The sequence below is a fragment of the Streptomyces sp. GLSS-08 genome, assembly GCF_056387915.1.
The window spans coordinates 183736-205187 of the sequence record NZ_JBWJAQ010000001.1; the positions used below are offsets into that span (position 1 = coordinate 183736).

16 protein-coding genes are annotated in these 21452 nt (G+C 71.7%); 1 reads left to right on the top strand and 15 read right to left on the bottom strand.

The genetic code is table 11. The features are described 5' to 3' along the window. Positions 1 to 307 precede the first annotated feature (307 nt). The 15 genes from AC0ZLC_RS00685 to AC0ZLC_RS00755 form a co-directional block, all read right to left on the bottom strand. Positions 308 to 1861, bottom strand: a complete 1554-nt coding sequence (locus AC0ZLC_RS00685; RefSeq protein WP_476749845.1) for a class I adenylate-forming enzyme family protein — start codon at positions 1859 to 1861, stop codon at positions 308 to 310. A gap of 1 nt (position 1862) precedes the next feature. Next, on the bottom strand, positions 1863 to 3089 hold the full coding sequence (locus AC0ZLC_RS00690) for a thiolase family protein (protein ID WP_476749846.1): 1227 nt from the start codon (positions 3087 to 3089) through the stop codon (positions 1863 to 1865). Positions 3090 to 3212: 123 nt separating this feature from the next. Next, positions 3213 to 4412 (bottom strand): PucR family transcriptional regulator, encoded by a 1200-nt coding sequence (locus tag AC0ZLC_RS00695; RefSeq protein WP_476749847.1) that lies wholly within the window; start codon positions 4410 to 4412, stop codon positions 3213 to 3215. Beyond that, on the bottom strand, positions 4412 to 6358 hold the full coding sequence (locus AC0ZLC_RS00700; protein ID WP_476749848.1) for an anthranilate synthase family protein: 1947 nt from the start codon (positions 6356 to 6358) through the stop codon (positions 4412 to 4414). The genes AC0ZLC_RS00695 and AC0ZLC_RS00700 overlap by 1 nt, the downstream gene beginning before the upstream one ends. Next, entirely contained in the window at positions 6355 to 7005 is a 651-nt protein-coding gene (locus AC0ZLC_RS00705) for an isochorismatase family protein (protein ID WP_476749849.1), read from the bottom strand. Before AC0ZLC_RS00705 ends, AC0ZLC_RS00700 begins: the two co-directional genes overlap by 4 nt. A gap of 25 nt (positions 7006 to 7030) precedes the next feature. After that, positions 7031 to 7801, bottom strand: coding sequence for a 2,3-dihydro-2,3-dihydroxybenzoate dehydrogenase (locus AC0ZLC_RS00710; protein ID WP_476749850.1), 771 nt, complete (start codon positions 7799 to 7801; stop codon positions 7031 to 7033). Between the two features lie 43 nt (positions 7802 to 7844). Beyond that, positions 7845 to 9014: a 3-deoxy-7-phosphoheptulonate synthase gene (locus AC0ZLC_RS00715; RefSeq protein ID WP_476750206.1), complete on the bottom strand. Its 1170-nt coding sequence runs from the start codon at positions 9012 to 9014 to the stop codon at positions 7845 to 7847. Between the two features lie 128 nt (positions 9015 to 9142). Continuing rightward, positions 9143 to 10711, bottom strand: a complete 1569-nt coding sequence (locus tag AC0ZLC_RS00720; RefSeq protein WP_476749851.1) for an amidohydrolase family protein — start codon at positions 10709 to 10711, stop codon at positions 9143 to 9145. After that, positions 10708 to 10992 carry a phosphopantetheine-binding protein gene (locus AC0ZLC_RS00725; protein ID WP_476749852.1) on the bottom strand — a complete coding sequence of 95 codons (285 nt, stop codon included), beginning with the start codon at positions 10990 to 10992 and terminating at the stop codon, positions 10708 to 10710. The genes AC0ZLC_RS00720 and AC0ZLC_RS00725 overlap by 4 nt, the downstream gene beginning before the upstream one ends. Before the next feature lie 83 nt (positions 10993 to 11075). Further along, positions 11076 to 12746 carry a (2,3-dihydroxybenzoyl)adenylate synthase gene (locus AC0ZLC_RS00730; protein ID WP_476749853.1) on the bottom strand — a complete coding sequence of 557 codons (1671 nt, stop codon included), beginning with the start codon at positions 12744 to 12746 and terminating at the stop codon, positions 11076 to 11078. Further along, positions 12739 to 13791, bottom strand: a complete 1053-nt coding sequence (locus AC0ZLC_RS00735) for a ketoacyl-ACP synthase III family protein (protein ID WP_476749854.1) — start codon at positions 13789 to 13791, stop codon at positions 12739 to 12741. Before AC0ZLC_RS00735 ends, AC0ZLC_RS00730 begins: the two co-directional genes overlap by 8 nt. Further along, positions 13788 to 15158: a salicylate synthase gene (locus tag AC0ZLC_RS00740; protein WP_476749855.1), complete on the bottom strand. Its 1371-nt coding sequence runs from the start codon at positions 15156 to 15158 to the stop codon at positions 13788 to 13790. Before AC0ZLC_RS00740 ends, AC0ZLC_RS00735 begins: the two co-directional genes overlap by 4 nt. Before the next feature lie 51 nt (positions 15159 to 15209). Then, on the bottom strand, positions 15210 to 16619 hold the full coding sequence (locus AC0ZLC_RS00745; RefSeq protein WP_476749856.1) for a cation:proton antiporter domain-containing protein: 1410 nt from the start codon (positions 16617 to 16619) through the stop codon (positions 15210 to 15212). Beyond that, the gene (locus tag AC0ZLC_RS00750) at positions 16604 to 17131 is read right to left on the bottom strand and encodes a flavin reductase family protein (RefSeq protein WP_476749857.1); all 528 of its coding nucleotides are present in this window, start codon (positions 17129 to 17131) and stop codon (positions 16604 to 16606) included. The genes AC0ZLC_RS00745 and AC0ZLC_RS00750 overlap by 16 nt, the downstream gene beginning before the upstream one ends. A 16-nt stretch (positions 17132 to 17147) precedes the next feature. Next, positions 17148 to 18740, bottom strand: a complete 1593-nt coding sequence (locus tag AC0ZLC_RS00755) for a tryptophan halogenase family protein (protein ID WP_476749858.1) — start codon at positions 18738 to 18740, stop codon at positions 17148 to 17150. A 431-nt stretch (positions 18741 to 19171) separates the two neighbouring features. Here AC0ZLC_RS00755 and AC0ZLC_RS00760 point away from each other — a divergent pair, with 431 nt between their 5' ends. Beyond that, positions 19172 to 21232 (top strand): AfsR/SARP family transcriptional regulator, encoded by a 2061-nt coding sequence (locus AC0ZLC_RS00760; protein WP_476749859.1) that lies wholly within the window; start codon positions 19172 to 19174, stop codon positions 21230 to 21232. The last annotated feature ends 220 nt before the right edge of the window (positions 21233 to 21452 follow it).

A 21452-nucleotide genomic window follows, 5' to 3' on the forward strand; every position in this document is an offset into this window, starting at 1 on the left:
ACCGTCCCGGGCGGCAGCGGTCGGGCCGCCCGGGACGGAACCGGGTTGCCGCGCGGAGGCGTCGCGGTCGTCAGGGTGCGTCCTCGGACTGTCGGGGCGGAGCCGGCGAGCGCCCGCCCGGATGAAGGCTGAGGCAGGGGCATCGTAGCGGCGGCGGACGGCACGGGCCGGGCCTTCGGTAAAGGTGGCGTCGGGGCCAGGGCGGCCGGTCGCAAGGGACTCCTCCGCGCCCGGCAGCCCGGCCTGCGGGGCCGCTCCCCGTGTTCCGCGGAGCCCGCCCGCTTCCTCGCGTCGGCGGCGGCCCGGTTCAGATCTGCCGGGAGCGGCCGGTCCAGTACCGCTCGCGGACGGCCCGTTTGAGGACCTTTCCGTTGGCGCTGCGGGGCAGCGAGTCGACGAACTCCACGAGCTTGGGGGCCCGGACGCTGCCCAGCCGCTCCCTGCACAGGGCGATCAGTTCGTCGCCGCCCACGGCGGCGCCGGGGTTGAGCTCGACGACCGCGGTGACCATCTCGCCCCAGTCGTCGTGGGGTATGCCGATGACGGCGCAGTCCTGGACGGCCGGGTGGCCCCAGATCACCTGCTCGACCTCACTCGGGAAGATGTTCAGCCCACCGGAGATGATCATGTCCTTCTTGCGGTCGGTGATGAAGAGGTAGCCCTCCTCGTCGAAGTGGCCGACGTCGCCGGTGTGCAGCCACCCGTCGACGATGGCCTCAGCCGTCTTGTCGGGTGCCTTGTAGTAGCCCTTCATCACGAGGTCGCCGCGGACACAGATCTCCCCGGACACCCCTGTGGGGACCGGACGCCCGTCGCCGTCCCGGATCTCGACGTTGATCAGGGGGTTCGGGCGGCCGCACGACGCCAGCCGGGAATCGGGAGCCACCCTGCCGTCGACGAGGTGTTCCTCGGGGCGGATGAAGGAGATCGCGGCGAACGCCTCCACCAGGCCGTAGCCCTCCGCCATGACCGGACCGAACAGATCGATGGCGCGGCGGAGCTTCTCCGTCGACATGGGCGCCGCGCCGCAGGTCAGGAAGCGCAGGGAGGAGAAGTCGCGGTCCGCGACGCCGGGTGCCTCCATGAGCCGGTAGATGACGGTGGGCGCCAGGAACAGTTCCGTGACGCGGTGGCGCTCGATGGCGTCGAGGACGGCGCCCGGTTCCCCCTTGGGCAGGATGACGACCGTGCCGCCGCGTGCCGTGGCGGCGAGGCTGAACACGCCTGCGGCGTGCGTCATCGGCAGTGCGGCCAGGTTGACGATGGGTTCGTCGGCCCGGTACTGCATGGCGATCATGAAGTGTGCCACCGACACCCCGAAGGACCGGTGGGTGTTCATCACGCCCTTCGACGCCCCGGTCGTGCCGCCGGTGGAGAAGATGGCCACCACGTCGTCCATGTCGTGGCGCACGTCGGGCGGCGTGTCGGGCAGACCCGCCGTCCAGTCGGCCAGCGCCGGGTGGTCCGGCGACTCGTCGAGGCACACGTAGTGCTTGACCGTCGGCAGCGACGGTGCCAGCTCGGCGACCGTCGGCGCCATCGACGGGTGGTAGAACAGCACCTCGCAGTCGAACTCCTCTATCACGCGGTGCAGTTCGGGGGCGGCGGCGGTCGGGTTGAGCGGCACCCAGGACAGACCGGCGCGCCAGATGCCGAGCACGCAGATCCAGGCCCGGGGGTCGTTCGGAGACAGCACGCCGGCCTTGGTCTCCTTCGGGAGTCCGGCCGACAGCAGCGCGTTGGCTATCCGGCACGACAGCTTCCGCGCCTCGTCGAAGGTCCAGCTCCGCTCACCCCCGACGTACGCGGGCGCCTGCGGGGCGTTGCGCCAGCCCCGGTCGAAGAAATCGATGATCGCCATGTCAGACCCCCAGTACCGTGATGGCGGCGACCGCTTCCTCGCCGCCGTAGAATCCGCCGCCGTTCTCCGCCATCGCGATCCGCGCCCCGGACACCTGCCGGGCTCCGCTCTCGCCGCGGAGCTGCTGGACCAGCTCGTACACCTGCGCCAGCCCGGTCGCGCCGAGCGGATGTCCCTTCGACTCCAGGCCGCCGGACGGATTGACCGGCAGGCGGCCGCCCAGCGACGTCACGCCGGTCTCCGCGGCCCGCGCACCTGCGCCGGGCTCGAACAGGCCGAGCGTCTCGGTCAGCTGGATCTCGGAGAACGCCGTCGCGTCGTGCACCTCGGCCACGTCGATGTCCGCGGGCCCCACGCCCGCCTCCTCGTACGCCCGCCCGGCCAGGAGCCGGGTGATGTGCCGGTCCGTGGCGTCCAGTTCGCGCTGCTCACCGGTGCCGATCGCGCAGGCCAGGACACGTACGCTCCGGTCGGCACCGGTCAGCCGCCGCAGCCCGCGCTGCCCGCACACCACGACCGCCGCCGCTCCGTCCGTGAGCGGTGCGCACATCGGCACCGTGAGCGGAAACGTCACGGGCCGGGCGGCGAGGATGTCCTCGACGGTGAGCGGCGTCCGGTGGTACGCCCGGTCGTTGTGCAGGGCGTGCCGGTGGTTCTTCTCCGCGACGGCCGCGATCTGCCGCTGCGTGGTGCCGAACGTTTTCATGTGCGCCCGTGCCATGGCCGCGTAGACGTCCATGAAGATGCTGCGCCTGCCGGTGTCGGCGTCGGCGACCTCTCCGCCCAACGCGGTCAGCGTCGCCGTCAGCCCGGCCGGATCCGACACGTCGTAGGCCCCGTCGAAGACCGCGAACGCCTTGTCGCGGTCGGCCACGTTCATCTTCTCCGCGCCGACGGCCAGCGCGATGTCGACCGCTCCGGCGCGGACCTGGTTGACCGCCAGATGCAGCGCGGTGGCGCCGGTGGCGCAGGCGTTCTCGACGTTGAAGACCGGGATCCGCTCGAACCCCATCCTGCGCAGCGCGATCTGGCCGCCGACCATCAGCTGGCCCTCGAGCGCGGCCTGGGTCGTGTTGCCGAAGAACGCCGCCTCGACCTGGTGCCGCTCCAGCCCCGCGTCGGTCAGCGCCTCGTGGACCGCCTCAGCCGTCAGGTCCGGCACGCCGCGGTCGCTGTGGCGGCCGAACCGTGTCATCCCCACCCCGAGAATCCAGACCGACTCCCCCACGACCCACTCCTTCTGCGTGAACGCAACAGCCGACGGTGCAACGATGTCCCAGGTGCCGAGCGGGGTCGATGTCCGGACGCCCAACGCACACCCGTCCGTCGTTGTGCGGGAGGACAAGCGTCGTCACCGGTGCGGTGCCTCCAGTTCGAGCGCCCACACCAGCTCCACGAGCACATGGGTGGACGACAGGGACGCCCCGGTGATCTCACCGAACCGGCGCAGCCGGTACCTGAGGGTGTTGACGTGGATCACCAGTGCCTCGGCGGTCTCCCTGATGCTCAGTCCGTTGTCGACATACGCCCGGACGGTGTCCTCCAGCAGCAGCCCGAACTCCCCCTCGGCGCGCAGGGGCTCGAGATAGCGGGTGACCAGATGTCTCCCGACGTCGGGGTGCGAAGCCGCCGCCAGCCGCCAGGTGAGTTCCTCCACTCCGAACACACCGGTGCGGCCCATGTGCGCCGCCACGTCCAGCGCGCGGGTCGCGGTACGGAACGAGCTCGCGATCTCGGTGAGGGGTACCTCGGCACCGATGCCGGCCACCCAGTCCTCTCCCCCCTCGGGCCGCCGCACCACCACGCCGACGCAGTCGCCGCCGAGCACGCCGGCCAGGGCCGGCCTGCCCGGGGCGCTGCCGCTGCGCTCCAGCATGCGGCGCAGTTCCTCGGCGCCTCGGCCGCCGCGGACCCGGACCGCGCGGTAGGACGCGCCGGGATCCAGCCCGTACAGGGTGCAGCCACGGTCGAGTTCGGCGTGGTCCAGCGTGCCGGCGAGCAGGGACCGCACGAACGCGGACCGGCGCTGCGCGTCGTGCAGCGCACTCTCGAAGTTCAGTTCCTGGTAGGCGAGCGCCAGCCGTACGGTGAAGGCGTCGCTCACCGACCACAGCAGCCGCGCGCCGTCGAGCGCCGTCTCGGCCGGGACGCTGTTCAGCGCGGCCAGATCGAGGAAGCGCCGCTGCACATTCCCGATGTTCAGCCGGTACGCCCGCATCATGTCCTCGATCGGCACGCCCTGCCGGGCCCGTTCGCGCCCGGTGATCTCCGCCGCCAACAGTTCGCCCGGTGCCGGCGCGACACCCGTTCTCAGGGCGCACAGCGCGATGTCGAGGTTGCGTTCGATCGACGCGCGCAGCGCGGACGTGGGCACCCCGGCATAGGTGGGCAGCTCCCGCAGGCCCTGCGCGATCGTCTGCTCGGTCAGCGTTTCGAGATCACCCGCGAGCTGGCCGATGGTGCGCACGAGCCGCGCGGGTACGGCGGTGCCGTCGTCCCCGCCCGTTCCTTCCGTTCCCCGGCGCGGCTGCCGGTCGGTGCCGAGGGACATCAGCTCTCCTGCGCGCCGACGAGGAGTTCGCGCAGGATGGCGGTGCCGTTGCGCGTCAGGGCGGACGCCGGATGGAACTGGACGGAGGCATAGCCCGGACCGCGCAGTGCGTGCACCTCACCACTGCCCGGGTCGTGGCAGACCCGGATCTCGCCGTCCCGGAACGGGCAGGTCAGGGTGGCGGCGGCCGAGTGCGCGGCGAACGTGTTGTAGAAGCCGACGAGTTCCGGCCGCCCGAAGAAGTCGATCTTCTGCTGGGATCCCTGGTTGGGCTCCGGTCTGCGCACGATGTCGAGCCCCAGCAGGGAACTGAGCACCTGATGGCCGAGGCACACGGCGAGGAACGGGATGCGGGAACGCAGCAGCCCCCGGGTGAGGTCGCGCAGGTGCGTGATCTTGGCGTCGCTGTGCAGCCCCGGATCTCCGGGGCCGGGCCCCACGATCACGAAGTCCTGGTCGTCGAGCGTGTACGGCTCGTCGAAACGGCGCACCGTCACGTCCAGGCCCAGAGCGGCGAGGCAGTGCCGGGCCATCGAGGTGAAGGTGTCCTCCGCGTCGACGACGAGCAGTCGCCGGCCGGTCAGCAGGCGGTCCGGACGGTCGCGCTCCGCCGGGTCCGTCAGCCAGAAGGGGGCCAGGGTGGCATTGCGGGTCGCGAGCGCGGCCACCACGTCGGGATGGTTTCGCAGCCCCGGTCCGCGCGTCGGCGCCGCGGCGCCGGGCGACGCCGGGTGGCCGGTGTCGGGATCGCTGCGCAGGGCGGACAGCAGCCCCGCGGCCTTCGCCCGGGTCTCGGCCACCTCGGCCTGCGGGGAGGAGTGCCTGACCAGGGTGGCGCCGACTCCGATGCCGAGTCCTCCGCTGCGGTCGATGTCCGCGGTGCGGATGAGGATGGACGAGTCCAGGGAGGTGCCACCGGCGCCGTCCCGGCTGATCAGGGCGGCCACCCCGCTGTAGTAACCCCGGCCCTCGGGTTCGTACTTGTCGATGACCCGGCAGGCGCTCTCCAGCGGGCTGCCGGTCACCGTCGGCGCGAACAGGGTGTCGAGCAGGATGTCGCGCACGTCGCGGCTGCTGGAGCCCTCGATGAGGTACTCGGTGTGGGCGAGGCGCTGCATCTCCTTGAGGTAGGGGCCGCGCACCCGTCCTCCGCGGTCGCAGACCCGGCCCATCATCTTCAGTTCCTCGTCGAGGACCATGAACAGTTCGTCGGACTCCTTGGTGTCCCGCAGGAAGGCCATCACTCCGTCGGGATCGGCGCCGCCTTCGGGATAGCGGTAGGTGCCGCTGATCGGGTTCATCGACACCGCGCCGTCGACCAGGCTCACGTGCTGTTCCGGGGTCGCGCCGACGAGGCACCGGTCGCCCGTGTGGATCAGGAACGTCCAGTAGGCGCCGGGTTCACGCTGCAGCAGCCGGCGGAAGAACGCCAGGGCGGTGGCCGCGCTCCAGTTCTCCAGCTGCGCCCGGTAGGTGCGCTTGAAGACGAAGTTGGCGCCCGTGCCGCGGCCTATCTCGTCCCGGATGATCCGGCGCACCGTGCCGGCGTACGCCTCGTCGTCGATGTCGAAGCCGTGCTCGTCCATCCTGATCGGCATGTCCGGGGCCTGCTCCAGCAACTCCCGCAGCGAGAGGCCGCACCGTTCCTCGACCGTCAGGGCGAGCAGCGGGGTGCCGTCGTCCGGGCAGGAGTAGCCGCGCTCGGCCAGCAGCCGGTAGGGCAGTACGGCGAGGACGTCGTGCCCCGGCGCACCGGGGTCCTGCGGGAGGGGGAGTTCGGCGAGCGAGTCCGGATGGGTGACGGTTCCCGTCAGCAGCTCCAGTTGGTCCGCTCCGGTGGTCTGCGGCCGGTGCAGCAGGGCGAACGGCGGCGGGTCGTCGGCGAGGATCCGCCGCAGCAGGGGGTGTTGTCCGCCGGGGAGTGCCTCCTCGGCACCGGGGTTCATGAGCGGCCCGCCTCCTTCAGCTGCCGCAGCAGGGTCTCGGTGGGCAGCGTCATGCCGCAACGCGTCGCGACGTACTGGAGCGTCATGCGGTGGTCGTCCAGGTTGAAGTCGGCGACGGCGTCCCCCACGACGAACGTCTGGATGTCGTGTGCGTAGGCCTCACCGGCGGTCATGAGGATCCCGACGTGGGCGTACACGCCGCACACGATCAGCTGGTCCCGGCCCGTGTCGCGGAGCAGTTCCAGCAGGCTCGTGTTGAAGAAGGCGCTCGGCCGCCACTTGGTGAGCACGGTGTCGCCGGGGCCCGGCGTCAGTTCCTCGACGACGGCGCGGTCCCGCGGCCCGGCGGTCATGCCCGGCCCCCAGAAGTCCTTGAGCAGTCCGCGCTGCCGCTCGGTCATGTCGCCCGGCTGGGCGGTGTAGGCGACCGGCACGTTCAGCCGGGCGCACGCCTGCTTGAGCCGGACCGCGTTGCGGACCAGGGGGCCGACGGGTGACCGGCCGGCCGGAAACGGCCGCAGGAAGTAGTTCTGCATGTCGTGCACGAGCAGGACGGCACGGGACGGGCTCACGGACCACGAGGCCGTGTTCGCGGGAAGGTCGTCCTCGGTGGGCATCGGGTAGGGCTCGATCGCGGGTATGGCCACAACCGACTCCTTTCCAGGTCAGGGGTCACGCGCCGAGCGCGGCCCCGCCGTCGACGGTGAGGTGGTGCATGGTGATGTGCGCCGCCTCGTCGGACAGCAGGAACAGCACGGCGTCGGCGACGTCCCGGGGGCGGGCCAGCTTCGCCAGCGGGATGCCGACGCGGAAGGCTTCCTGGACACCGTCGATCGAGGCGCGGGCCGCGGACTCGTCGTCCCACAGCGAGGTCAGCATGGGGGTGTCGGTCGAGCCCGGGGCGACCACGTTGCAGCGGATGCCGTACGGGGCGCTCTCCAGGCCGAGGCACTTGGTGAAGGTGGACGCCGCGGCCTTGGACGCCGCGTACGCGGCCATCTCCATGCGCGCGACGCCCGCGGCGTTGGAGGCGATGGTGACCAGGGCACCGCGCCGGCGCGGCATCATCGCGCGCACGACGGCACGCGACACGTGGAACACGCCCGTCGTGTTGACGGCGAAGGTCGCCTGCCAGTCCTCGTCCGTGAAGCCGTCGACCCGGCCGTGGTGCAGCACTCCGGCGGCGTTGACGAGCCGGTCGACCGGGCCGAGCCGCTCCTCGACGGCCTCGATCACCGCGTCGACGTCCGCGCTGGAGGTGACGTCGACCGGGAAGGCCGTCGCCCGGTGTCCGGCTCCCCGCAGCTCCTTGGCGAGAACGTCCAGCCGGCCGGGGTCCCGGTCCAGCAGGGCGACGGAGGCGCCGCGTTCGGCGAGTGCCTCGGCCACCGCGCTTCCGATGCCGCCTGCGGCACCGGTCACCACCGCGATCGTGTCCCTCATCGCGGAACTCCTCTCCCTCGGGGTCCTGGTGTGTCGTGGTGCGTCATCGGTCCCGGCCGTGCCACGCGGAGATCACCTCGAACGCCTGCCAGGGGTTCAGGCGCGGGTCGCACAGCGTCGTGTAGGCGGTGTCCAGCCCGGCCAGTCCGGAGGGGTCGGCGACGCACTCGGTGACGGCGTACGGTGTCGTCTCCAGGTGCAGGCCCCCCGCGGTCCCGCCCGCGGCGGCGACGGCGTCCTGGAAGCCGACGACCTCGCGCACGATGGTGTCGACGTAGCGCGTCTTGAGTCCTTTGGGCGCGGTCACGGTGTTGCCGTGCATCGGGTCGGACAGCCAGCTGACGGGATGTCCCGCGGCCCGTACGGCGGACACCAGCGCGGGCAGCCTGTCGGTCACGGCGTCGGCGCCCATCCGGGCGATCAGCGTGAGCCTGCCGGGTGTCCTTTCGGGGTCGAGCAGTTGGCACAGGCGCACCACGTCGTCGGTGTCGGCGGACGGTCCGACCTTGCAGGCGACCGGGTTGTCCACGGAGGCGAGCAGCCGCACATGTGCCCCGTCGGGCTGCCGGGTGCGCTCGCCGATCCACGGCCAGTGCGTGGAGGTCAGCAGCAGCCGGCCGTCGCGGGTGCGGCGCAGCAGGGGCAGTTCGTAGTCGAGGACGAGTGCCTCGTGGCTGGTCCACACGCCGGCGTACGGCTCTCCCAGGCCGCCGCTGCCGCGCAGGCGCAGTGTGTCCGCGGCCTCGGCCGCGGCGTCGTAGCACATCACCATCTGCGAGGGCGCCGGTCGCCGCGCCAGCGCGTCGGGTTCGGGACGGTTGACCATGTGCCCGCGAAAGACGGGAAGTTCGCGACCGTCGACCTGTTCCACGGGCCGGGAGCGGGGCTTGGCGAACTGGCCGGCGATGCGGCCGACCCGCAGGACGGGCCTGCCGGAGCGGGCGCCCATCGCCTCGGCGAGCTGGTCGAGCAGGTCCGCCTTGCGGGACACGGGCCCGGCCGCGCACTCCGCCGGGTCCTCCGCGCAGTCGCCGGCCTGGATCACCTGGAGCCGGCCCCGGGCGACCTCGGCCAGCAGGTCGTGCAGCGTCGCCACTTCGTCCCGGGTGACCAGTGCGGGCCGGTCGGCGAGGAGCCGGCGTACCGGTTCCAGTTGCGGATCGTCGAGCCAGTCGGGCTGCTGCCTGTTGGGCAGCGCCCGCCATCGGCGCATCTCGTCGCAGGAGAGAGCGGCGCCCTCGTCCTCCGCGAGCAGCAGAGCGGTGTTGTCGGACATCGTTGCGCTACCTCCGTACAGGGCGCGAGCGGGACAGGCGAGAGCGCGGGATGCGGCGTGGCGCCTCAGACCCGGAGGGCGGCCCGGGCGGTCCTTGCCGTACGCAGCCGGGGATTGTCGTCGAACAGTGCGGTCAGCTCCTTCTCGGCGACGCCGAGGGCCCGGGCGGAGAAGGAACGCAGGGCGTGCAGGTAGGCGTCCTGCAGACCGGCCTCGTCGACGTGCGGTGCACGGCCGTGCTCCAGCAGGATCCGGCCCGCCACCAGCACCGTGTGCACGTCCGCGGTGCCGCCGAGGGTCAGATAGCCCTCCAGCGGACGGGGGTTGAGCAGGTAGCGCCAGTCGTCGACGGGCACGAGCACCAGGTCGGCCTGCTTGCCCACCTCCAGGCTGCCCACCTCCTGCTCCCAGGCGAGGCCGCGCGCGGCGATCCGGGTGGCCATGGCGAGCGCCTCACTGGCGGGCAGGGTGGTGTGGTCCGCCGCGAGCTCGTTGTACATCTGCCAGGCGGCCCGCATCTCCTCGGCCATGCCCATGACGGGGAACACGCCCCCGTCGGTCGACAGGGACACGTCGAGGCCGGAGCGCCTGAGGCCGGGGATGAGACCGGTCTCGGTCAGGGTGGATTCCCCGGTGGGGCCGTACTTCGCGGGCGAGTGGCTGATGTGGACCCCGGCGTCGAGCAGCATCTGCCGCTCCTCGGGGTCGGCGAAGGCGCAGTGCACGGCCATGAGCCGGTCGTTCAGCAGTCCCAGCCGGTCCAGCCTGCGCACGGGGGTGGTGCCGAAGTGCGCGCGCACCGCTTCCGCCTCGTGGCGCAGGGCGCCGACGTGCGTGGCGAAGGGAACGTCGTACTCGGCGGAGAGGCGGGCCAGGCCGCGGCCGAGCTCGTCGCTCATGTTGGTGAGGTAGGGGGCCGTGGGCCAGGCGCGCAGGCGGCCCGTCCGGTCGGCCGCGCCGCGGTCCAGGACCTGCCGCATCCGGGCCAGTTCGGTGTCGGCGTCGCGGGTCCGCTCGGGTGCCCCGCTGCCCGTCCCGCACACCGTGTCCGCCACCCAGGCGCTCACCGAGCAGCGGATGCCCAGGCCCAGTGCCGCGTCCGCCAGTGCTTCGGGACGGTTGACGGAGCCGAGGTCGCCGAGCGTGGTGGTGCCGGAGCGCAGCTGGGTCCAGAGCGCGTACCGGGCGACGGCCTGTGCCTCGTCGGGCTCCAGGGCGTCCACCAGGCGGCGGAATCCCTCGAACCCGGCGGAGACCTTGGCGATGTCCCCGCCCAGGGCCATGAAGCCGGGCTCGTCGGCCCGGTCGGACGGTGGGCGCAGGGCTCCCTTGAAGGGGAGACGGAGCGCGAACAGATCGTGCCAGTGGTTGTTCACGAAGCCCGGCATGACGAGCATGGACCGGGCGTCGAGGGTGCGCAGCCCCGCCCGTTGCCCGGGGGTGAGCCCGGCGACGGCCTGCGCCACGTCCTCGACCGGGCCCACGGCGGCGATCAGGTCGCCGACGACGAGCACCGACCCCGTGGGGTGCACCCGGGCCTCGGCGTCCGCCGTACAGACGTGTCCGCCGTGGATCAGGAGCGCCGGCGGGCGGTCGGGAAGCCCCTCGTCGTCCAGCTGCGGGGCCGCGCTCATGCCGGGGCCTCCCCGGTCCCGGCCGCGACGGAGTCGAAGTGCCGCTGCCAGGCGTCGAGCGTGGGCACGGCGGCCAGTTCACGGAACTGCACCGGCACGCCTTCCCGCCGCCACCGGTTGACCAGCCGCATCATCTCCAGGGAACCGAGCCCCAGATGAATGAGGTTGGCCTCCGGCTCGATCGCGTCGGGTTCGGTACCGATCATGGCCGCGACGGCTTCGCGCAGCGCGGCGGACACCTCCGTCGGTGTCCCTCCCGAGCTGTCCCCTGTGGTTTCCATCGTTGTCCTGGGTCCTTCGGCTTCGGTGGGATGAGGGTGGGCGGGGCCGGCGCCGTCGTCCCGTCGCGGGGTGGCGTACGACGTCATCGGCCGGCCGCCTGTCCGGACGGGGCGGTGTCCGCAGCGCTGAGCCTGGCCGCCACGTCGGCCGCCAGGGTCTTCTTGTCGACCTTGCCGAGCCCGGTCAGCGGGAGGTTCTCGACGATCGCCAGCCAGTCGGGGAGCTTGTAGTCGGCCAGACCGGCCGCGTGCAGGGCCTCCTTCAGCTCCCGCAGGCCGGGCGGCGGACCGTCCGGGACCACATAGGCGCCGACCCGCTCGCCCAGGAACTGATCGGGTACGGGGACGACGGCGACCTCGGCCACCGACGGATGCGCCAGCAGGTGTTCCTCCACCTCCCCGGCGGACACCTTGTCGCCGCCCCGGATGATGACGTCCTTGATGCGGCCCTCGATGACGAGGGCTCCGTCCCCGGTCAGCCGTGCCAGGTCCCCGGTGCGGTAGAAGCCGTCCTCGGTGAAGGCGCGGGCGTTGTGCTCCGGTGCCCGGTAGTAGCCCTGCAGGGTGTACGGGCCCCGGGCCAGCAGTTCACCCGTGCTGCCCGGCGGCAGGTCCGCGCCGTCGGGGCCGACGATCCGTACCTCGTCGTCGGGCGAGAGCGGCCGGCCCTGGGTGGTGACGACGGCCTCCTCGTCGTCGGCCGGGCGGGTGAGGGTGAGCAGTCCCTCCGCCATTCCGAAGACCTGCTGCAGTCTGCACCCGAGCCCGGGGGTGACGCGTTCGGCGACGGAGCGGGGCAGCCTGGCCCCGCCGATCTGCACGAGCTTCAGGCTCGACAGGTCGGCCGTCTTCCACTCGGCGGCCTCCAGCCACAGCTGGGCCAGGGTCGGCACCAGTGAGGTGAAGGTGACGCGTTCGCGCTCGATGGCCTCGAAGCACTCGTCGGCGATGGGCGTGTCGATGAGGACGACGGTGCCGCCGGAGCGCAGGGTTCCCACCACGCCGGGGCAGCCCCAGGTGAAGTTGAACTCCGCCGGGAGCACCGCCAAGTAGACGTCGTCAGGCCCCAGTTCGAGCAGGTCCGCGGCGGCCCTGGTCTGGTACGTGTAGTCGTCGTGGGTCCGTGGGATCAGCTTGGGCAGCGCCGTCGTGCCTCCGGACAGCAGGAAGAACGCAACGTCGGACGGGTCGGGCCGGGGCAGCGGCGCGGGCTCGGCGTCGACCTCGTCCAGCGCGACGAGTGCGCCGTCGGGGGCGTCGGCCGCGTCCAGTGCCGCCCTGTCCAGGACGAAGACCTTCCGCAGGGTGTCGTACTCGCTCACGAGACCGAGGCCGAGCCGCACGTGATCGAAGCCCTGGTACGTGCCCGGCACCACGTAGGCCACGGCTCCGGAGAGCTCGACGAGGTGGGAGATCTCGCTGGCCCGGTGCGAGACCAGCGAGAACACCGGTTTGGCTCCCATGCGGAACAGGGCGAAGCAGACGATGACGAACTCGGGCACGTTCGGGAGCTGTACGACGACCCGGTCGCCGGCGGCGATGCCCTGCTCGACGAAGCCCGCGGCCGTCCGGGCCACCCGGCGGTCGAGTTCGGTGTAGGTCAGACGGTGCCTGCCCTGCACGAGCGCGGTGCGTTCACCGTGTGCCGCCGCGGCGGCCGACAGCAGGTCCGCGAGGTTCTCCCCCCGCCAGTGGCCCGCCGCCCGGTAGTGCCGTGCCCTTTCCTCCGGCCACGGCGTGCATCCCTCAAGCACGGTCGCCCTCCCCGTCGGCGTCACGGGAGGCGGTGATCTCGACGATGGCGCAGCCCGCCTCCATGCCGGGCGAGGCGCCGATGACCATCACGAGGTCACCGGTGTCGACCTGTCCGGTCGTCCAGAGGTGTTCGAGACCGGCCACGGGGTCGGCGGCGCCCAGGTGGCCGGTGGTGCGGGTGAACTCCCAGATCCCCCGCTTCTCGTCGATCTCCAGCGGGTCCAGGAAGGACGCCTGCAGGGGCAGTTGGGAGAAGCCGATGTGGCAGACCCGGGAGATCTCCGCCATGGTGACGCCGGCCTCCGTCAGCGACTGCCGGGCGGCGGCGGCGACCGTGTCACCGAAGTTCCCCATGGGCGGCGGGACTCCGCGGGCCCACTCCCGGCGCCAGAACTCCCGGCGCTCCTCCAGGTTGAGGGTGCGTCCCACGGTGGGGCCGGGCGGGAACATGGGCTCCCCGCCGCGGTGCAGCTCCTCCATCGCCGGTGCGGACACCGAGCCGACGGACAGCACCCGGGCGAAGCCGCCCCGGCGGGACACCACGGCCGCCGCGCCGGCGTCGCCCAGCAGGAAGAGCTTCGAGGCCCGCCAGCGGTCCACCAGGGGGGTGGAGAAGTTGTCGCCGGAGGTCAGCAGCACCGCCGGCGGCTCGGACGCGGTCATGAGACGGGCGGCGGCCATCTCCAGAGCGGAGAGCATGCCGAGGCAGCCCTGCCGTACCTCCACGGCGGTCACCGGGCGGTCGATCGTGTGCCGCAGGACGTAGTGCTGGGCGGACCAGCCGTCGGGGCCCTGGAAGTGGACGCTGCTGTGGAGCAGCGCGCCGAAGTCCCCGGGTCCGTGACCGGAGCGGGCCAGCGCGGCCTGCGCGGCGCGCACCGCCAGGTCGGGTGCGAGGGTCTCGCCCGCGACGGGCACGGACTCGATCCCCGCCTCCTCCCGGCTCTCCTCGTCGAACAGCCCTTCCTCGACGGCGCGTCGGGTCAAGAACCGCTCCGGCAGGTGGGTCGCGATGCCCGCGAGGTGGATGCCGCTGACCTTCACGAGCGGGCCCCTCCCGCCAGCGCGCCGGAGCCCGCGCCGACCGGCTCGGCGGCAGGCACGAGGAAGCGTCCGACGCTGCCCAGCTTCTCGCAGGTCTCCTCCAGCTCCCGTTCGGGACGGGACTGGCCGACGATGCCCGCGCCGGCCCGCAGCCAGGTGCGGCCGTTCTGCCGGTAGACACTGCGCAGCACCAGGGCCGCGTCCATGCCGCCCGTGTGATCCACGGTCAGGACGGCCCCGCTGTAGAGACCCCGTGCCTCGGACTCGTTGGTGCGGATGCTGTCGTACGCGGCGTCCTTTGGTACGCCGGAGGCGGTGACCGCGGGGAACACCGCCTTGAAGGCGTCCCAGGCCCGCCGGCCCTCGGCGAGCTGTCCGCCCACCCGGGAGGCCAGGTGCTGCACGGTGCCGCGTTCCTTGACGACCATGAACTCCTCGACGTCTATGGTGCCCGGGACGCACACCTCGAGCAGTTCGTCGCAGGCGATCTTCACGGAGATCGCGTGTTCGTAGATCTCCTTGGGGTCGGAGAGGAGTTCGGCGCGCAGCCGGTCGTCCTCGGCCCGCTCGCCGGTCAGGGCCCGGGTTCCGGCCAGGGGCTGGCTGACCACCCTTCCGTCCGGGTCGACCTGCACGACGATCTCCGGGCTGAAGCCCGTCGCCTCGATGCCGCCGAGGCTGAGGAGGAACGAGCGTGCGGGGTTGTTCCCGCGCCGGCCCGCCAGGTACGTGCCGACGAAGTCGACTTCCTGGTCGACCGGGACCACCCGGGAGAAGATCACCTTCTGGAGCTGGCGGTCGTTGATGGCGTCGACCGCGGCCCCGACTGCCCGGCGGTAGTCGTCCGCTCCGGCCTGCCGTACGTCGACGGGGTTCGGCGCGGTCCGCGTTTCGGTGTCATCTGCCGCCAGCACGTCCAGCACGGCCGTGAGGGCGGCCTGGTCGACGGAGCGCAGATACGCCTCGCCGCTCTCGATCCTGACCTCGGTGTGCGGCACGACGAGGTGGAGCAGTCGCTGGTCACCTACATGCCGAAGGTCTCCGCCCTTGGCGTAGGACAGCTCGAACGCCGCCCAGCCGTAGGCCCGCCAGTCCTTGACCTGAACGGCGTCGAGCAGGTTCTGCACCTGCTGGAGGGGGCGGCCGTCCCACGGCAGGTGCACCTCCTCCGGTTGCCGCAGCCGGGCGCCGGTACGGTCCAGCGTGATCTCGGCGAGCGCACCGCCGGCGTAGGACCAGGTGCCGGCGTTCTCGTAGACGACGTAGTCCGGGTGCAGCCCGGACGAAGCCAGGCGGGCGGCCGCGGTCATGGGGTCCGAGGCGAGCCGCAGCCTGGTCTCGAAGTAGTGCCTGGGGGACTGATACATCGCGAGCGTCCTCTTTCTCAACAACCGAAAGGAAAATGCGTGGCGAGGGGTTCACCGCGGCTGCGGGCCGGCTCGCGACCCTGCGGACAGCCGTGCGATCAGTGAGACCGCGGGGGTCGTGAGCACGGTGGAGATCAGCGCCATGACGACGAACATCGTGAACACCGTGGGCGTGATGACACCGAGGTCCAGACCGATGTTGAGCACGACCAGCTCGGTCAGGCCGCGGCAGTTCATCAGGGCGCCGATGGACAGCGAGTCCGTCCAGCTCATGCCGCAGCCGCGGGCGGCGAGCGTGGTGCTGCCCCACTTCGCGGCCGTCGCCGTCAGGACGACGGCCAGGCACCAGCACCACGCCTGCCAGTCGCCGAGCAGTCCGATCGAGGTACGCAGCCCGGAGAACACGAAGAACAGCGGCAGCAGCAGCATCTCGGTCACCGACCGCAGGCGCCCCACGGCCCACTCGACCGGGGCGGAGCCGCGGGGCGTGACGGCGCCGAGCAGGAAGGGCCCGAAAATCGCGTGGATGCCGATCCGGTCCGTGGTCAGGGCACAGAGGAGAATGCCCGAGAAGAGCACCGGCAGCATCGGTCCGCGCGGCCAGGTGCGTCCGTTGAGCGTGCGCTCCAGCAGGGGCCGTACGACGAAGTGCAGCAGGGCGCAGAACAGGGCGGTGAGGCAGGCGATCCGCACCGCCCCGAACGGGGAGGAGTGTCCGGCCACGGCGACGACCACGGCGAGAAGACACCAGGCCGTGACGTCTCCCACGGCCGCGCAGGAGAGCGCGACGGGCCCGACGGTCACGGTCTCGGAGCGTCGCTCCGCGAGGATGCGGGCCAGCACCGGAAAGGCCGTGATGCTCATGGCGACGGCGATGAACAGCCCGAAGGCCGTGAAGTCCAGGCCGTCGGGGGCATAGGGCCGGTACAGGCCGAGCGCCAGCAGCGCCCCCGCGAGCAGGGGCAGGGCCACGCCGACATGGCTGATGGTCAGGACGGTCTTCCCCCGCCCGCGCACGGCCCCCAGGTCCAGCTCATGGCCGACCATGAACATGAAGCACACCAGCCCGAGCTGGGCGAGCGTGTTGATCGGTGATGTCAGTTCCTCCGGGAACAGCCAGTGGTACCCGGACGGCCACAGCAGGCCGAGGAGCGAGGGGCCGAGGAGCGCGCCGGCGACGATCTCGCCGATGACGGCGGGCTGGGACAGTCGCTTGAAGAGACTCGCCGTCAGGTGGCAGACGAGCAGGATCACCGGCAGGGCGAGCAGCAGCGCGCCGAAGGTTCCCGGCGCCGCGGGCGCCTTGTCCGGGCCGGCCGCCGCCTCGTCCGCGCCGGTGATCGTGCCGCCGAGGCGCAGCACGGCCGCCACCAGGACCACCGGGACGAGTACCAGGAGTGCGTAGAGGTGTCGGGTGCGGGCACGCCGCGGAGGCGGCGCCAGCCTCAGATCGCCGGCCATGACGCGTACTGCCGCAGGCCGTAGAGCAGGGGGGCCGGTGTGGGGTTGAGGAGGACGTCGCGCACCTCGGCGAAGACGACGATGTGATCGCCGTGCGTCACCTGCCGGACGACCGCGCAGTCGGCGACCGCGTGGGCGTCGGTGTGCAGATGCGGTCCGGCGGCGCCCGGCTGCACGTTCCAGTCGACGCGGTCGAACCGGTCCGGCGCGCCCGAGGCGAACAGTTCCGCGGTCGACCGCGCCTCCTGGTGGAGGAGGTTCATGACGAACTCACCGCCGGTGAGTGCGGCACCCAGGGTGGGGCTGCCGCGGCGCAGGCACACCAGGAGGGTGGGCGGTTCGAGGGCCACACTCGCCAGGGAGGTGCAGGTCATCCCCCAGGGACGGGCCTCGGCGTCGAACGCGGTGACGATCGCGACGCCCGTGGGGAATCCGGCCATCAACTGCCGCAGCCCCTCGGACCCTTCGAGGCGGAGGTGGCCGCCCGCCTCCGCACGTGTTGCCGGCTTCATGGAAGGTCTCCGCGCTCTACTTGCCGTGCAGGGCATGCAGGATGTCGTACGTGGAGGGCAGCTCCTGGAGCTGTTCGGCCGCGCGGCGCGGTACGTCGGCGAAGAGTGCTTCCGCGCCCGCCACCGAGGCGGGCCTGTACTGCAGGGCGGGCAGCACGTTCTCGGGCAGGAAGCCGAGGCCGGCGAACATGCACCAGTAGTTGGTGTTGTTCCAGAAGTTCTTGTTGCCGAGTTCGGACCTGCCGTGCAGCACCTGCTCACCCGAGGAGTACGGGTTGACCGGCAGACCGGCCCGGTAGAGCTCGACCTTCTCGCGCAGGTCGTCCCCGAGCGGGATCTTCTTGTTCGCCCGCCAGAACTCCGTGTCCGTGCGGGGCGAGAAGGCGAAGTGGGTCTGGATGAAGTCCACCGTGAAGTCGAACATGCTCTCGATCTCGCGGTTGAACCGGTCGATCAGCGTCGGGTCGAACCGCTTGTCCGGGAAGTGCTTGGCGAGCTGCTCGATGGCCGTGTAGATGAAGTAGATGCCCGTCGACTCCAGCGGTTCCACGAAGCAGGAGGACAGACCGATGGCGACGCAGTTGCGCACCCAGGCCCGGCGGTTGCGGCCCACCCTGAAGGACACCTGGTTCAGCGGCGTGTCCTTCGGGTCGAGCCCCCACAGCGCGCAGAACTCCTCGGTCGCGTCCTCGCGCGTGGTGAACTTGCTGGAGAAGACGTATCCGGTGCCGAACCGCGTCAGCATCGGGATCTTCCAGGTCCAGCCGTTCGACATGGCGATCGACGAGGTGTACGGCTCGACGCCGTTGGCCTCGTCGTCGTGCGGGACCGCGGTGGCCACCGCACTGTCGCACAGCAGCTTGTCCCCCATGTCGAGGAACGGCTCGCTCATCGCCTTGTTGATCAGCAGGCCGCGGAAGCCCGAGCAGTCGACGAACAGGTCGCCTTCCAGGAGCTGGTCGTCCTTCGTCCGCAGCGCGGTGATGAACCCGCGCTCGTCCTGGATCACCTCCGCCATCTCTCCCTGGACATGACGCACGCCCTGCTTCTGGGTGGCGAAGCGGCGCAGGAAGTCGGCGACCAGCGCGGCGTCGAAATGCCAGGCGTAGTCCATGGCCGGCGTTCCGTCCGCCTTCCAGGGGCCCTTGTTGGCGTCGAGGACCGCGGTCTCCGGGAAACAGGCGCGGTCGAACGGCCCCGGGTCGTCACCGCGCTGCTGCTTGAGGTACCAGTACTGCGGCAGCGGGACCCCGTCGTGCTGCTGGAGGTGCGCGAAGTGGTGGTAGAAGTAGTCCGTCTCGGCGCCCAGCGGGCGGGGCTCAGGCACCCCGCGTCCCGGTGTGCGCCAGTTCACGAACTTGATGCCCGCCTTGAAGCTGGCGTTGACTTCCCGCATCCATTCGTGCTCAGGAATCCCCAGGAAGTCGAAAAAGGCGGAGTGCAGGTTCGGGACCGTCGCTTCCCCCACGCCGATACGCGGAATGGCCGGTGCTTCGAGCAGGGTGATGTCCACCTCTCCCTGCAAGGCCTTCCCGAGATACGACGCCGTCATCCAGCCGGCCGTTCCCCCGCCGAGGATGACCAGACTCCTGATTCGCCCGTCACTCATGGCACTCCCCCATCGGCATTCGAGTCAGCGGGATCTCCACCCGGCTGTTCACTCAGGTCCACATCTTGCGGACGGTTTCTATATCGAGGCGGAGGGGAGCTATAGCCCTCCTATACCGCGCAGGTCAGCGAGGCCTCCGAGACCTCGGGTGGAGCGTCCGGAACACGCGACGACCACGCACGGGTGCATATCTCATGTGCCGGGATGAAGAACACAGGCATGCGAAACACACGGGCTTTCATGCGGAAATCACGTTCTGCGGGCGGATCTCCGGCTGGTACCCTCGGGGTCGCTCCGCACCATTCCCCTCGACCTCATGGGACCGAACCCTTTCGGTCGATCCGGACCGTGAACACACAAGGGGGGTACGCGTGGAATTCCGGGTTCTGGGGCCTGTCGGAATACATCGAGCGGGGCGCGGTCCCACGCCGATGGCGGAGAAACCGATGACGGTGCTCGCCGCGCTGCTCCTCGCGGGCGACCGCGTGGTCTCCGACGCGCAACTGCGCGAGGTCACCTGGGGGCCGACGCCTCCCGCCACGGTCGACCAGCAGCTCTACACCTACGTCTCACGGCTGCGCAAACTGCTGTCCCCCGGAGCGGCGATCCTGCGTCACCGGCCGGGCTACCGGCTCGTCCTGACCGACGCCACACTCGACTACGCCGAGTTCGAGCGACTGGCCGGCCTCGGCTACGACGCCCTGCAGGCCCGCCGCCACGCCGTTGCCGCCGAACATCTGGCCGCGGCACTCGCGCTGTGGCGCGGCCCCGCGCTCAGCGGTGTGACCGAGCACCTGGCCAGGGTCGAACTCCCCCGGCTGCAGGAGACCCGCATGGCCGCGCTCGAGGGCCGGATCGCCGCGGATCTCGCGCTCGGCCGCCACGACGCGCTGGTCTCCGAACTCGTCGACCTGGTCCAGGACCACCCGCTGCGCGAACGGCTGCGCGCCCAGCTGATGACGGCGCTCTACCGGGTGGGCCGGCAGGCCGACGCCCTGGCCGAGTACCAGCGCGGCCGGGTGATCCTCGCCGAGGAACTGGGCATCGATCCCAGCTCGATGCTCACCGACGTCTTCCAGTCCATCCTGTCCGGGGACCCCGGGCTCGCCGCCCTCCCCCAGGAGATCCGCGTCCATGCCCGGCCCCGGGTGCGGCCGGGCATGCTGCCTCCGGCCGTCGCCGACTTCACGGGCCGCGAGCCCCAGCTGCGTGAACTGTCCGGACTGCTGCGCGGCGACCGCATCGGGCCGGCACCGGTCATCGTGACCGGCACCGCGGGAGTGGGCAAGAGCGCCCTCGCCGTCCAGGCCGGGCACCGGTGCCTGGACGCCTTCCCCGACGGCCAGTTGTACGCGGACCTGGGCGGGCCGCAGGATCGTCCACGAGATCCCTACGACGTCCTCGAGTGGTTCCTCCAGGCACTGTGCGAGCCCGGCACCCCGATGCCCGTGACCCTGGAGGCGCGCACCCAGCTCTACCGCAGCGTGCTCGCCGAACGCCGCTGCCTGGTCGTCCTGGACAATGCCGACTACGAACAGCAGGTGCGGCCACTGCTCCCGGGGGCCACCGGCAGCCGGGTGGTCGTGACGACCCGGTCACGCTTCACGGCCCTGGAGGGCGCGCGGTCGCTGGAACTCGATGTCTTCACCCGCTTCGAGGCACTCGCGCTGCTGCGCCGCGTGATCGGTCCCGACCGCATCGCGGCGGAGCACGACGTGGCCGACTCCCTGATGGTCCGATGCGGTCGGCTGCCGATCGCCGTCCGGGTGGTGGCCGTACGGCTGGCCGCCAAACCCCACTGGCCGCTGGCCGAGATGGCGCGCAGGCTGGCCGGCGGCGACCGGCGTCCGCTGGACGAACTGCGCCTCGCCGACATCGACGTCCGGTCCTCGCTGCGCCCGAGTTACCTGCGGTTGCCGGTCAGGGCGCGGACCGCGCTGGGCCGGCTGTCGCTGCTGCCCACCGCGGAGATACCGGCCTGGCTTGCGGCCTCCGTACTGGAGACCGACGAGTCCCGGGCCGAGGACCTCCTGGAGACGCTGGTCGACGCCCGGCTGCTGGAGGTGCGCGAGACGCACCGGCACGGGCAGCTGCGCTGCCGGATGCCCCCCGTGGTCCGCATGTTCGCCCGCGAGTGCGCGGAGTCCGAGACCGACGCGGCCGACCGCAGGTCGACGGTCGACCGGGCGCTCACCGCATGGCTGATGCGGGCCCGCGCCGCCGTCAGCGCCCTGGCCGACGGACGCCAGGTGGCCGCGGCCGGCGCTCTGCGGTGGTTCGACACCGAGAGGCACGGCCTCGTCGCGGCGTTCCGTCAGGCCGACACCGAGGGGCACGGCACCGCGGCCCGCTCACTCGCCCGTACCGTCACGGAGCTGACCAGACTCAGCGCTGCCGCGGACGGCCGCCTCACCGCCCCGCACCGGCCGGCCCCGCCGCCCCCCGCCCTGACCGGGGCCGACCCCGCGGGCACCGCCTCGCCCCGCCCCTGAAGGACTGTCCCGCCATTCCCGGTGGGCGAACGGCGACAGCTACCGCACCTCCCCGTGTTGCCGGATCGCCCGAATACGCCCGGTATGAGGACGACCCTCGGCCTTGCGATGCACGCATCTGACGCCGCGCGCTGCTCCACCGGGAATTGCGGGGCAGGCCTCAGACGAAAATGCCCCGGTGCTGCGGCCGTACGAGGCCCGCAGCACCGGGGAGACGCGG

What these genes read in the sequence shown, in the direction of transcription:
- AC0ZLC_RS00685 (WP_476749845.1), bottom strand. Translation starts at nt 1,861, where the DNA reads ATGGCGATCATCGATTTCTTCGACCGGGGCTGGCGCAACGCCCCGCAG.
- AC0ZLC_RS00695 (WP_476749847.1), bottom strand. Translation starts at nt 4,412, where the DNA reads ATGTCCCTCGGCACCGACCGGCAGCCGCGCCGGGGAACGGAAGGAACG.
- AC0ZLC_RS00700 (WP_476749848.1), bottom strand. Translation starts at nt 6,358, where the DNA reads ATGAACCCCGGTGCCGAGGAGGCACTCCCCGGCGGACAACACCCCCTG.
- AC0ZLC_RS00710 (WP_476749850.1), bottom strand. Translation starts at nt 7,801, where the DNA reads ATGAGGGACACGATCGCGGTGGTGACCGGTGCCGCAGGCGGCATCGGA.
- AC0ZLC_RS00715 (WP_476750206.1), bottom strand. Translation starts at nt 9,014, where the DNA reads ATGCGCCGATGGCGGGCGCTGCCCAACAGGCAGCAGCCCGACTGGCTC.
- AC0ZLC_RS00720 (WP_476749851.1), bottom strand. Translation starts at nt 10,711, where the DNA reads ATGAGCGCGGCCCCGCAGCTGGACGACGAGGGGCTTCCCGACCGCCCG.
- AC0ZLC_RS00725 (WP_476749852.1), bottom strand. Translation starts at nt 10,992, where the DNA reads ATGGAAACCACAGGGGACAGCTCGGGAGGGACACCGACGGAGGTGTCC.
- AC0ZLC_RS00740 (WP_476749855.1), bottom strand. Translation starts at nt 15,158, where the DNA reads ATGTATCAGTCCCCCAGGCACTACTTCGAGACCAGGCTGCGGCTCGCC.
- AC0ZLC_RS00745 (WP_476749856.1), bottom strand. Translation starts at nt 16,619, where the DNA reads ATGGCCGGCGATCTGAGGCTGGCGCCGCCTCCGCGGCGTGCCCGCACC.
- AC0ZLC_RS00750 (WP_476749857.1), bottom strand. Translation starts at nt 17,131, where the DNA reads ATGAAGCCGGCAACACGTGCGGAGGCGGGCGGCCACCTCCGCCTCGAA.
- AC0ZLC_RS00755 (WP_476749858.1), bottom strand. Translation starts at nt 18,740, where the DNA reads ATGAGTGACGGGCGAATCAGGAGTCTGGTCATCCTCGGCGGGGGAACG.
- AC0ZLC_RS00760 (WP_476749859.1), top strand. Translation starts at nt 19,172, where the DNA reads ATGGCGGAGAAACCGATGACGGTGCTCGCCGCGCTGCTCCTCGCGGGC.